The organism is Fibrella aquatilis (assembly GCF_017353255.1).
In the GTDB taxonomy this organism is placed as follows: domain Bacteria; phylum Bacteroidota; class Bacteroidia; order Cytophagales; family Spirosomataceae; genus Fibrella; species Fibrella aquatilis.
On record NZ_JAFMYU010000001.1, the window covers coordinates 91,225 to 102,889 of the forward strand.

Annotated in this window: 10 protein-coding genes; 7 read left to right on the forward strand and 3 right to left on the reverse strand. The window is 56.1% G+C overall.

What is annotated here, in order from left to right:
- Positions 1 to 110 precede the first annotated feature (110 nt).
- The gene (locus J2I48_RS00375; protein WP_207333397.1) at positions 111 to 563 is read left to right on the forward strand and encodes a hypothetical protein; all 453 of its coding nucleotides are present in this window, start codon (positions 111 to 113) and stop codon (positions 561 to 563) included.
- A gap of 56 nt (positions 564 to 619) precedes the next feature.
- A complete protein-coding gene (locus J2I48_RS00380) occupies positions 620 to 2,797 on the forward strand; it encodes a S41 family peptidase (RefSeq protein ID WP_207333398.1) in 2,178 nt (725 codons plus the stop codon).
- Positions 2,798 to 2,864: 67 nt separating this feature from the next.
- Here the strand turns inward: J2I48_RS00380 and J2I48_RS00385 are convergent, their stop codons facing one another.
- Positions 2,865 to 3,551: a hypothetical protein gene (locus J2I48_RS00385; RefSeq protein WP_207333399.1), complete on the reverse strand. Its 687-nt coding sequence runs from the start codon at positions 3,549 to 3,551 to the stop codon at positions 2,865 to 2,867.
- A gap of 11 nt (positions 3,552 to 3,562) precedes the next feature.
- Positions 3,563 to 3,922 (reverse strand): hypothetical protein, encoded by a 360-nt coding sequence (locus tag J2I48_RS00390; RefSeq protein ID WP_207333400.1) that lies wholly within the window; start codon positions 3,920 to 3,922, stop codon positions 3,563 to 3,565.
- A gap of 253 nt (positions 3,923 to 4,175) precedes the next feature.
- Here J2I48_RS00390 and J2I48_RS00395 point away from each other — a divergent pair, with 253 nt between their 5' ends.
- The 4 genes from J2I48_RS00395 (at position 4,176) to J2I48_RS00410 (ending at position 9,959) form a co-directional block, all read left to right on the forward strand.
- A complete protein-coding gene (locus tag J2I48_RS00395) occupies positions 4,176 to 4,901 on the forward strand; it encodes a prolyl oligopeptidase family protein (RefSeq protein WP_229375686.1) in 726 nt (241 codons plus the stop codon).
- A gap of 730 nt (positions 4,902 to 5,631) precedes the next feature.
- The gene (locus tag J2I48_RS00400; RefSeq protein WP_207333401.1) at positions 5,632 to 7,182 is read left to right on the forward strand and encodes a carboxylesterase/lipase family protein; all 1,551 of its coding nucleotides are present in this window, start codon (positions 5,632 to 5,634) and stop codon (positions 7,180 to 7,182) included.
- A 126-nt stretch (positions 7,183 to 7,308) separates the two neighbouring features.
- Positions 7,309 to 8,625 carry an esterase-like activity of phytase family protein gene (locus J2I48_RS00405; RefSeq protein WP_207333402.1) on the forward strand — a complete coding sequence of 439 codons (1,317 nt, stop codon included), beginning with the start codon at positions 7,309 to 7,311 and terminating at the stop codon, positions 8,623 to 8,625.
- 164 nt (positions 8,626 to 8,789) lie between these two features.
- Positions 8,790 to 9,959, forward strand: a complete 1,170-nt coding sequence (locus J2I48_RS00410) for a cysteine desulfurase family protein (protein ID WP_207333403.1) — start codon at positions 8,790 to 8,792, stop codon at positions 9,957 to 9,959.
- A gap of 84 nt (positions 9,960 to 10,043) precedes the next feature.
- On the opposite strand, the gene J2I48_RS00415 is transcribed toward J2I48_RS00410, so the two are convergent.
- Positions 10,044 to 10,640, reverse strand: a complete 597-nt coding sequence (locus J2I48_RS00415) for an NAD(P)H-dependent oxidoreductase (protein ID WP_207333404.1) — start codon at positions 10,638 to 10,640, stop codon at positions 10,044 to 10,046.
- A 114-nt stretch (positions 10,641 to 10,754) separates the two neighbouring features.
- Between J2I48_RS00415 and J2I48_RS00420 the strand changes: the two genes are divergently transcribed.
- On the forward strand, positions 10,755 to 11,597 hold the full coding sequence (locus tag J2I48_RS00420; RefSeq protein ID WP_207333405.1) for an SDR family oxidoreductase: 843 nt from the start codon (positions 10,755 to 10,757) through the stop codon (positions 11,595 to 11,597).
- Positions 11,598 to 11,665 lie beyond the last annotated feature (68 nt).

Genomic DNA, 11,665 nt, shown 5'->3' on the forward strand with positions numbered 1-11,665 from the left:
ACAATGAACAATCGGTCCGCCGATGCGGTACAATGAACAACCGGTCCGCCGATGCGGTACAATGTGGTCCGACGGGTCGGCTTCGCTCCGGTCAATTAAGCCGACACTACATGCGTACCCTCACCCATTGTACATTGTTCATTATACATTGTACATTAATCCTTTCCTGTCAACCCAAATCGCCTGATCCCATTTCGGGGTTGATTGGTAAGGTGTGGCAGGCGCAGACGGTGAAAGAGGGCGACCAACTGGTGTATACCAAAGGCAGCGCCAGCAGCACCAAGCCGGGCTACGCGGGCTTCCGCCTCGACCTGACCGATCCCAAGACCGTAAAGCTCAAAGACATAGACGGACGTACGCTGGTGGGTACGTGGTCGGTGTCGCCGGATAATAAACGGCTCATTCTGGAGAACCTGGTGCCCAAGCCCACCAATACCATTGGTAGCATTGAGTATTACGTCACGGCCCCGCCAACGGATAGCAGCCTGCCCTTGCAACGCACCGCCGAGAGCCGCAAAACCGGTAACTCAATCAATGAGTATGGGCTTATTCCGGCTGAGTAAGTTTACAAAAATCAGCTGCACCCCAGAACTAGCCACCTGTTTCTACGCTACTAGACATGCACCGCCTACTACTCGTTCTCCTGCTGTTACCCACCTTGCTGCTTGCTCAGCCCGTAACCTACACGCCCGCTCAGGTTGAGCGGGTGGCCAAGCTCTCGGAATTATACGGCCACATCAAGTTTTTTCATCCGTATCTGGGCTACAAACCCATCAACTGGGACTCTGCTTTTGCGGTAGCCGCCCCGCTGGTGGCCCAGGCCAAAACCGACGAAGAAACGGCAACGGCCCTACGGCAACTGCTGGCGGTGCTGAACGATGACGCTACCACGGTGCAGGTGAAGAACGGGGCAACGCCAGCAGCCACGACCAAAACAGCCGATACAGTCCAGGTGTATTTCGGGCCGGACAGTACGCTTGTATTGACGACCAACAACTACGCCAACGTGAACGCAACCAATTACGAGGGTGTCATGCAGACCCTAAATTTGTTTGTTCGCCAACTGCCCAAAGCCCGCGCTGTTCGGCTCGATTTGCGAAGCGAACGTCCGATTCCGGCTGAGTCGGCGGGCTATTTCAGCTACATGCTGGACGAAGCCGACATGGCTAAACGGCTGGCATCCAGCCCCCTACTTACGCCCGGAAAGCGGCTGCGACAGCACAGTGGCTTTGCGCCGGAGCAAGGTTCGTCTAGCGGAGGATATTGGTCCGGTTTCTACCTGCGCGGCGGCACTACAAGCGCCCCAATGGGCAAACCGCTTGCCGTTCCTGTGCAGATTGCCGTTAACAAACAGACCGAGTTTTCCGACGAACTATATGCGCTACGGAGTCAGCCGCATGTTCGGTTCAGCAGCGACGGCCCGCTCTCCGATGCGTTGCTGGTGCCGACGACCACGTTCACGTTTAACGAGGCCGTTAGCGTGAGGTTTCGAACGGGTGAACTGGTCAACGCCGACGGCACCATTGGCATTGCTGCCGCCCCTGCTACGTTGCCCACGGCACCCCCGCCAGTCACGTACCCCGCTGGTAATTACCCGTCGCTGGGGTATCGGCTGTTGGCCGGTGCCAAAATCTGGTCGGTGATTCATTACTTCTTTGCCTACAAAGAACTGATGCCCACCAACTGGACTCAGGCCCTGCACACAGCCGTTGGTGAACTGGCCGCTGCTACCGACTCCACCCAATACGCTCTGTCGGTGGCCCGGTTTTACCGCCACGTTCAGGATAGCCACGGCTTCATAGGTGGGGCCACGTCGCTGCGGTATTATGCCGGGTCGGGTGGCGTTTTGGTCGATGTCCGGTTCATCGACGAAAAACCTGTCATTACCCGCGTGTATGCCGACTCGCTGCGGGCAAAAGGGCTACTGGTGGGCGACATCATCACGAGCGTGAATGGTGAACCTATTCAAGAACGCATAGCCCGGATGGCCGCCATTCAACCCGCCTCTAACGAGTGGACGCGCCGCCGCAACCTTGCCAACCGGCTACTTCGTTCGCCGGCGGGTTCACCCATTCGTATTGGCTTGCTGGGGGCCAACGGCAAACCGAAAACGGTATCCGTAACGAGCCTCGAAGCAGGCCAACTGCAAAACCCGCCCGACACCGGCCGGAGTTACCGACTACTGCCGGGCAACATTGGCTATGCCCACATGGGGCGGCTTCAGGGGGGCGAGGTGGCCGCTATGTTCGAGGCGTTTAAACAAACCAAGGCCCTCATTTTCGATATGCGCAACTACCCTAACGGCACGGCCTGGGCCATTACACCCTACCTGACCGACCGTAAGAATGTGGTGGGCGCAAAATTCGTTCGGTATTCGCCCAACCAGCCTCTGCTGCTGAGTGGCGATGAGGGCGGAACCACCCAGAAAACCTTTTTCGACCAGCAAATACCGGGCAATACGGGGCAGCGCGTGTATCGGGGGAAAACCGTGATGCTCATTGACGAACGTACCCAGAGCCAGGCTGAGCATAGCGGGCTGTTTTTTGAAGCTGCCAACGGCACCGAGTTCATTGGCAGCCCCACCGCCGGGGCCAACGGCGACGTGACCAACTTTGCTATTCCAGGTGGTATCACCTTGAGTTTCAGCGGCCACGACGTGCGCCACGCCGACGGACGGCAACTGCAACAGGTTGGTTTACAGCCCAAAATCTTGGTTCGACCCACCCTCAGCGGCATCCGGGCTGGGAAAGACGAAGTGCTGGACCGGGCCGTGCAGTATTTGACGGTAGGCAAGTAAGTGTATTGGTATAGCTTATCACCCAAACACAACACCCTGGGTCAATTCCGAAACGTTAACCCTTAAGCTACTTCTTCTTACCCGTTACGGTGTCGATCTGGATGGGTTGCCAGATCAGGCGGCGGGCGGTGTCGGTGGTGAGGAGCCAGGTGCGGTTGCTGGTTTCGTCGAGCAAAATGGTTTGCTGGCTTCGGGGTATACTGGCGGTGAAAACGGTCAGTTTCTGGGGTTTAGGGATCGCTGGGGCTCGTAAAATACCCACCAGCGTGAGCACCATACCGACCACGGCGACTAGAAAAGACCACAGCATAGTCCCGTAGAAAAAGCCATATGTAGTTTCAGCAGCCTTAGAATCTTTGTCGGCTTTCCGATGCTTGCACAGGATAATTTCCTTCTGTTCAGCAAGGGTTATTCCTTCGTACCAGGCACCATACTTTTCGCGTTGTTCCAGGCAGTTGGCAAACCGGGTAATCGCTAAATAAAAGGCGACACCGCTGCCAACCGTTACCAGAAAACAGGCAATGGTCAACCCCGCTACCCACTGTTGGTAGTGGGTGTTGAACGGAATATGGTCGGCACTGCTTAGCCCCACCGCCAGGGCACCCGTGGCCAGCCCCACCAGCCAGTTGGCTGCTTGCCGGTACCAGTCCAGCGTGGGCGGCAGGTGAATGTCAGGGTAAGCCGGAGTGAGGTCTTTGTATTCCAGCTCTGGGCATGGGTCCTTCTTGCCGGTGGATGAGGCAGTGTTGGCCATAGGGATATGCCTTAATATTCAGGCGGTCTGCAGAGGGCGAGAATACGCTCGGCCAGGTTTTCCGTCAACAGCGGCATCTGGCGACCGTCGGACAATAGTAGGGGGGATTCACGGCCTATGAGCAGCAGATTCTTTTTCGTCTGGGGCATGGTGCTATTCCAGTGCTTGAACAGTACGTCTTCCTGGCCATCCTCTACGGCTTTATCGAGCCGGTTCGATAGCCCCGTGATGAGCTTCCGCATGGATTGATTAGAAATAAAGAACGTTTCGTTTGTATCAAATAGGTCGAGTAGTGAAGTGGTGATATTGTGCAACAGTTGGCTGGTGCGGTCGTCATCAGCTGATGAGTCAGGAGCAAAGGCAGTGGTCATAGAGCGAACGGGAATGTGTTTGCCAAAATACCGTTTTACCCCGTGCGGAATAGGGGAACGGGCCAGGTGATTTGTTATGAAGTTATTAATCGGTTTGATGCGCTGCTACAGGAGGTTACTAAACACATAAGACCGCTGATAGCGGTCAGGTTATTGGTTGCTCAAGTCATATATATATCCAATAAACAGTTAAGAGCCAAAGAGATACCTTCTGTCATTCGTAAGAAACACACACCTTGATCCTCATCAGACTATGCGCCCAGTATCCGTTTGCCTACTCGTTACGACAACAGCTTTCTGTACCTGCCCAACAATTCGATGGACACCAAAGACTCCAACGGCAACCTGGACACGAAAGCGCGGCTGCACAAACAAAGCGCGGCTGCACAAACTAGGTACCGACCCTGCCAATGACCCGAAACTGCTGTCGCGGGCAAAAAACCCGGAGATGGGCATTCGCCCCGACCAATACCCGGCGGTCTATCTCTCCGACGACGATACGCAACTGTATGGCGATGTGGGGTCGGTAGACCGGCGAGCCAACGTCTGGATTGCCAACCCGGCTGACCTGACCAAACCGAGCATTGCCTGGAAACGCCTGGCCAGCCCCACCGACAGTGTGTATGCGTACCTGAAATTGGGCAACCGACTGTTTCTGCAAAGCATCAAAGGCGCTCCCAACGGCCAGATTCTGGTGACGGACGCCACCAACCCTGGCGTAGCCACGGCCACCGTGCTGCTTCCCGAAAGCAAGCAGCACATCACCCGCATGGGATCGTCGAAAGATTTTCTCTTCGTCACCCTCAGCGACGGCATCAACGAGACCATCCGGCAGTATGATGCACGCAGTAATCAATGGGCCACCGTGCCCATTCCCGGCACCGCCACCATGTATATTGAACCCTACGATGCCCCCCGCAGCAACGACGTGCTGGCGTATGTGATGTCGTGGAACAACCCCGGCACGAATTTATGGTAGGCCATCTCATAGTCTATTTTACTGAAATGGTACCACGGACACATGCTTACATTATCACGCGATGTTACAACTACGTGTTTCAGGAATGCAACATCACTACTTTTAGCAATTATTATATAGGCTCTGTCTTCAGCCGGAAATAATACTTTATCTCCGCTGGCGGGTACTTTCGCGTATGTCATCTGGCTAGTTAAAAGGGTTTACGCAACAAGTATAGGTAACACACCGCCCAGAAGTTAACAAAAGCCGATGACAAAAACATGACAATTTACCCATACGCTGTTCCCGGCGAAACGGTCGCTCATAGTTGAATAGTCTTTGCCATCATGCATCGAGAATAGCACGCCGGGGCAGGGCTGCGCTTTGTAGTTCGCTCGGCCAGTTTCTTACGCGATTCACCGGTATGTAGTTGCTCGCGGGCGGCAGGTAAACCCGCTACGTCATCGACCTCGACCGGGAGATTCATGCGGATGAGCTTCAACTGCCGCCCCTGCTGTGGCAACCCTTCGTGGAAAATGACCAACGGCCAGTCGATTCCCGTGTCGCGCGCTCAAAAAGACCGCCTGCTGAAGCAGTTCGGGTAGTCGTAAGTTTATAGTGTAGATCAAGACTGGTCAAGATTTGAAGCGGTCCGACGCTTCGGCCTGACCGGCATTGACCAGCAAAAGCCAGCACAGACGAAGTAGTGTTTTCGCCTTTGCTGGCTTTTGTTGCTTTAATCCCCATCGTCATGACTCGCTCAATCCTCTTCCTGCTTTGCCTTTTCCTGGCTACCACGGCTTTTTCTCCAGAAACCAATGCCCCCGAACCCATTCGTATTACGGGTGGGTTGGTTGTCGGTACGTTAAATCAAACGGCTGATATTCAAACTTTTAAGGGTATACCGTTTGCCGCACCACCCGTGGGCGATCTGCGCTGGAAAGCTCCCCAGCCCGTGCAACCCTGGACCGGCATACGGCAATGTAACGCCTTCGGGCCTAGCCCCATGCAGGGTGTACCGGCTCCGTTTGGCCCCTGGAGCGCCGAATTTCTGATTCCCGCAGCACCTATTAGCGAAGACTGCCTGTACCTCAACGTCTGGACGGGCACTGCCAAAACCACGGCGCGCCGCCCGGTGCTGGTCTGGATCTACGGCGGCGGGTTTGGCAGCGGTGGGAGCGGGGCACCCATTTACGACGGCGAAGCCACCGCCCGCAAAGGCATCGTGTTTGTGAGCATCAACTACCGGGTGGGGCCGTTTGGCTTTTTCGCCCATCCCGAACTGAGCGGGGAATCGGGCAGAAACGCGTCGGGGAATTACGGGCTAATGGACCAGATTGCGGCGCTCCGGTGGGTGCAGGCCAACATTGCCCAGTTTGGCGGCGACCCCGCCAACGTAACCATCGCCGGACAGTCGGCGGGGTCCATGAGTGTTAACTGTCTGGTGGCCAGTCCGGTGGCGAAAGGACTGTTTACTAAAGCCATTGCCGAAAGTGGAGCCAGTTTTGCCCGGCCACAGCCGCTGCTGAAAGAAGCCGAAGCCAACGGGCTGACGGTAATGAGCGCGATGGGTGCCTCGTCGCTGGCCGAACTGCGGGCTAAACCAGCCGCCGAACTGTTGCAGAAAGGGCAGGGCGCCTTGCGCGGCCCTATTGTAGACGGGTATGTGCTGCCCAAAACCGTTGCCTGCCTTTTCGCCGACGGAACCCAGAATGACGTGGCCCTGCTCACGGGCTGGAATGAAGATGAGGGCATGGCGTTTGGCCCACCTCCAACTGCTGCCGATTACCGCCAACAAGTAGAGAAACAGTACGGTGCCGATGCGCCCCAACTCCTACACTATTACCCCGCCACGACTGATGCCGCCGCGGCCACGTCGCAGATGAGACTCTCGCGCGATGTGACGTTTGGGGTGCAGAATTACCGTTGGGCCACGCTTCAGAATAAGCTAAAAAAGCCTGTTTACGTGTACCGGTTCACCCGGAAACTGCCCGCCACGGGCCAATATGCGTCGTATGGGGCTTTTCACACCGGTGAGGTGGCCTATGCCTATGACAACCTGCGCTTCATTGACCACGCCCTCCGGCTGCTGGAACCCGCCGATGAGGCCCTGGCCCACGACATGGCTGCCTACTGGGCGAATTTTATTAAAACCGGCAACCCCAACGGCAGCGGCCTGCCCCGCTGGCCCGCCTTTGCCGCTGCCGACAAACAGGTGATGCTATTAGGCACCAGTCGCCAGTCTCAACCTCTGCCCGACGCCGCCGGACTGGATGTGCTGTTTGGTGTGCTGAGCAAGTAGTTGGTGGTTGGCTGACGCGAGTGGCTTCGCGCACTAAGCCCTAATCGTAACAATCCCTTTACATTGAGGTAATACGGGAAAACGAGCTTTGCAGCTTTAACAAAATGTTAACGCTGCTCGTCGCTTATGAACCATATATCGCTACGTCAATCACTCTTCGCGTCTGTTGCTATTGCTCTTGGGATTGGTGCCTGTCAGGACCACCGGATGGTGCCGCAGGTAGGTTTTCCAGCCGTTGTCGATGCCCTCAACCCGGGTACGTTTTTGCCCCCGGTGCTCACCAATGTAAATGGTGTACAAGTATATAATGGCGGGTTTGGTTCGGCCATCGCTGCCGATCCCTCCGACCCGGCCGTGTTTTATATGCTGACCGACCGTGGCCCCAACATCGACGGCACGGCGTCGAACTCCAAAGTGTTTGCCGTGCCCGGCTTTGCGCCGCAGATTGGCAAGTTCCGACTCATAAACGGCCAACTGACGCTGGAAAAGGTCATTGAACTCAAAAACAGCACCGGCGGTAAACTCAACGGTCTGCCCAATCCCGCTAATCAGGGCGGCACAGGCGAAACGGCCCTGAGCGTAAGCGGCACTAACCTGGGCACCAGCGCTGACGGGATCGACTCGGAAGGGTTGGCCATTGCACCCGACGGGTCGTTTTGGGTAAGTGACGAGTATGGACCCCACATTGTGCGCTTCGATGCCAATGGCCAGACTATCGAGCGGATCAACCCGTTTGGCAGTGGAACGGGCGGTCGCCGGATTCCGCTGGTATTTGCCACCCGCCGCGCTAACCGGGGCATGGAAGGCCTGACCATTACGCCCGATGGTAAGACGCTGGTGGGCATGATGCAGTTTCCGCTCTATAATCCCTCGTCGGCGGCGATTTCAGGCTCACTGGTCACGCGGATTCTAACGTTCGATATCGCCACCGGGGCTACAAAGCAGTTTGTGTATCTCATTGAACGCTCTACCCTTCAGGCTGTTAGCGAGATTACGGCCATCACCAACACCACCTTCCTGGTGCTTGAGCGCGATGGCGAGTATGGCACCGAGGCCAACAAGGCCACCCTCTTCAAGCGCGTCTATAAGATCGACCTGAGTGGTGCAACCGACATTTCGGACCCGGCCAACGGAGCCAATGGAAAACTGTATGGCGGAAAAACCGTAGAAGAACTCAAAACCGCAGCGGCGCTGCAAACCAACGGTATTGTGCCCGTAAGCAAGTCGCTGGTGCTCGATCTGGCCACCGACGTGTCGCCGATTTATCCGCACGACAAGGCCGAGGGTATGGCCCTGCTGTCGCCCACGTTGCTGGCTGTCTCCAACGATGATGACTTTGGCGTAACAGGCACCGGCACCTACGTAGCCAAAATCCTGCCCGCCACCAACGCCGTTGACAAAAACCGTGTCTATTTCATCACGCTCAAAGCAGCGGTGAAGTAGGGGGAAAGTGGTTGGTGGTTTGTGGTTGGCTGACGCAAGCGTATTCTCGCGTCAGCCAACCACAAACCACCAACCAAAAAGGCCTGCCCCTGAACCGGGCAGGCCTTTTTTTCGGTTAGTCGCTAGGGTACTCGTACTTTTGCCGAACGATCATCATTCAATCTATGCAACGCGTTTATTTCGATAATGCCGCCACCACCCGGCTCGATCCGGCCGTTTTGGAAGCCATGCTACCCCTGATGCAGGACAACTATGGCAACCCGTCATCCATTCACGGCCACGGTCGCGTGGTGCGGTCGGCCATTGAAAAGGCGCGAAAAACGGTTGCGAGTTTGCTCCATGCTGCCCCCGCCGAGATCTTCTTCACGTCGGGTGGCACCGAGGCCGATAACACGGCCATTATGGGCAGTATCGAAACCTACGGCATTACCCACGCCATCACCTCGCCGCTGGAACACCATGCCGTGTTGCATACGCTGGAGTACATGGCCAAAGCCGGTGCGATCAAACTAAGCCTGGTAGACGTTGATGCCGCTGGTTGGCTGGATTATGATCACTTGGAAAGCTTGGTGAAGGCCAATCCAAACTCGCTGGTGTCGCTTATGCACGGCAATAACGAGATTGGTAACCTGCTGAACATGAACTTGGTAGGTGACCTGTGTCAGGAGTACAACGCGGTCTGGCATTCCGACACGGTGCAGACCATGGGCCATTACCGCCACGATTTGCAGACCCTTAAAGCCGACTTCATTGTGGGGGCGGCCCATAAATTCCACGGACCCAAAGGCGTTGGTTTTCTGTATTCACGCCCCTCTGATCGCGGGGCCATCCACCCGTTTATTCACGGTGGGGCGCAGGAACGTAACCGGCGCGGCGGCACCGAAAACGTCTACGGCATTGTGGGCCTGGCCAAAGCGCTGGAGATTGCCTACGCCGAAATGGATGAGCACCGTCGGCATATCGAAAGCCTTAAACAGCGCATGATCGATCAGTTTCGTGCCCAGTTCAACGACCACAACGGCGAGCAGATACGCTTTAACGGTCTCTCGGCCGACCTCGACAATAGCCTTTACACGGTGCTCAGCGTGAGCCTGCCCCCCTCTGATATCAGCGACATGCTGCTCTTCAACCTCGATATTGCCGGTATTTCGGCGTCGGGCGGGTCGGCGTGTTCGAGTGGTTCGGAAGTAGGGTCGCACGTGTTGGGCGCGCTGCCCGGCCTCGACCCGCAGCGCGGCAATATCCGCTTCTCATTCGGCAAGTACAACACCCCCGCCGACGTTGACTTTGCCGTTGCCAAAGTAGCAGAAATGTATATGGGAGTGTTGAAATAGATGTACGAATTACGAATTACGAGCGGTCCGCAGCGGCTAGGCGCCCCCGGCGGACCGCTCGTAATTCGTAATTCGTACATCCTTTCACTTCAACGCCAACTCACCCTTGTGCCAGCGTTGCGCTACAGCGAGGGTATAGGTGATGAAGGCGCGGGCGGTGGTGTCGTAGACGGGGTGGCCGATGAACTGACCGTCGGCGTCCAGATTCTTGTCGGTCTCGTGCGACTCGTAGAGTTTCGGCGACGTGATGGAAAAGTTGTTGGTGAAGCTCACCACTTTGTTCAGCACCGTAGTCATGTCGAGCGCCGGTTGCCGACCACCCCGCCCGTTCGATACGCCCACCATAGCGAAGACTTTGTTGGTAAACAGCTGACTGAACGCCGGGCCGCCCAGGATGTGGAAGGCGTTGAGAATCTGCGGTGTAGCCGTCCAGTTGTATTCGGGCGAGGCAAAAAAGACCAGGTCGGCCTCGCCCCAGGCGGCGATCAATTCCTGCTGGAAGGGGGTGAGCGTTTCGGGCTTTATCCATACAGACCCCACAAAAGGAAGGTCGTAATGGGCAAAATCGACGAGGGTTACCTCGTGTTCACCCGTTTCCTGAAGCACGTTTCGAACAAATTTGCAGAACCGCAGGGTGTTACTGTTGGCACGTGGTGATGTCGCAATGATGGTAATTTTCATGGAGTGCGTATGGTGGCAGTCGCCCGGAAGTTGGCGTTGGCGGCTGCATATAAATTAAACCCCGGCCTTGTACAGATAGTTTAGCGCTAAAAGCAGCCTGCGGTTGCCACTATTATGACCTCATCACGCATTTGTGTTATTACGGGAGCCAATTCGGGCATCGGTAAAATTACGGCCCAGGAACTGGCCAAAAAGGGATTCGACATCATCATGTTGTGCCGTAACCTCGACAAAGCACGGCCTGTTCAACAAGAAATCCAGGCGGCCAACCCCGCCCAGAAAATAGACCTGATCCGCTGCGACGTGGCCAGTATGGCTTCCGTTCGCGAGGCGGCGGGCGAAGTGCATGCCCGCGTGGAGCACATCGATGTGCTTATCAACAACGCCGGACTCGTCATTGCCAACGAACAGTACTCGCCCGATGGTTTTGAGTTGACGTTTGCCACCAATCACCTCGGCGCGTTTTTGCTCACTAACCTCCTGCTCGATCTGCTCAGAAAAGGTCGGGATCCTCGTGTAATAACGGTGTCGTCGGAGGCGCACCGGTTTGCGGGTGACTTCCGCCTCGATGAGCTGGCCCGCCCCAAATCATACAGTTCTATAAAGGCCTACGGCAAATCGAAGCTATGTAATATTCTGTTTGCCAACGAGTTGTCGCAACGGCTACTAGATGACGGCATCACGTCGAACAGCCTGCACCCTGGCACGGTGAGCACCAATTTCGGAGCCGACAGTGGCACCGTCTTTGGCACGTTGCTTAATCTGGCCCGTCCCTTTCTAAAAACACCCGAACAGGGTGCGGCCACGAGTATCTACCTCGCCGCCTCACCCGCCGTCGAGCACGTTACAGGCCTATACTTCTCCGACAGCAAGCCCAAAACCACCACCAAAGACGCCCAAAACGGCTTCTACGCCAAACGCCTGTGGGAAATGAGCGCGGAGATGGTGGGAGAGTAGAGATTTACGAATTATGAATTACGATTTGTTGCTTTCGCGTCAGTTTACGCAAGAATAGGCTGACGCGA

What these genes read in the sequence shown, in the direction of transcription:
- J2I48_RS00415 (WP_207333404.1), bottom strand. Translation starts at nt 10,640, where the DNA reads ATGAAAATTACCATCATTGCGACATCACCACGTGCCAACAGTAACACC.
- J2I48_RS00420 (WP_207333405.1), top strand. Translation starts at nt 10,755, where the DNA reads ATGACCTCATCACGCATTTGTGTTATTACGGGAGCCAATTCGGGCATC.
- J2I48_RS00375 (WP_207333397.1), top strand. Translation starts at nt 111, where the DNA reads ATGCGTACCCTCACCCATTGTACATTGTTCATTATACATTGTACATTA.
- J2I48_RS00400 (WP_207333401.1), top strand. Translation starts at nt 5,632, where the DNA reads ATGACTCGCTCAATCCTCTTCCTGCTTTGCCTTTTCCTGGCTACCACG.
- J2I48_RS00380 (WP_207333398.1), top strand. Translation starts at nt 620, where the DNA reads ATGCACCGCCTACTACTCGTTCTCCTGCTGTTACCCACCTTGCTGCTT.
- J2I48_RS00385 (WP_207333399.1), bottom strand. Translation starts at nt 3,551, where the DNA reads ATGGCCAACACTGCCTCATCCACCGGCAAGAAGGACCCATGCCCAGAG.
- J2I48_RS00390 (WP_207333400.1), bottom strand. Translation starts at nt 3,922, where the DNA reads ATGACCACTGCCTTTGCTCCTGACTCATCAGCTGATGACGACCGCACC.
- J2I48_RS00395 (WP_229375686.1), top strand. Translation starts at nt 4,176, where the DNA reads ATGCGCCCAGTATCCGTTTGCCTACTCGTTACGACAACAGCTTTCTGT.
- J2I48_RS00405 (WP_207333402.1), top strand. Translation starts at nt 7,309, where the DNA reads ATGAACCATATATCGCTACGTCAATCACTCTTCGCGTCTGTTGCTATT.
- J2I48_RS00410 (WP_207333403.1), top strand. Translation starts at nt 8,790, where the DNA reads ATGCAACGCGTTTATTTCGATAATGCCGCCACCACCCGGCTCGATCCG.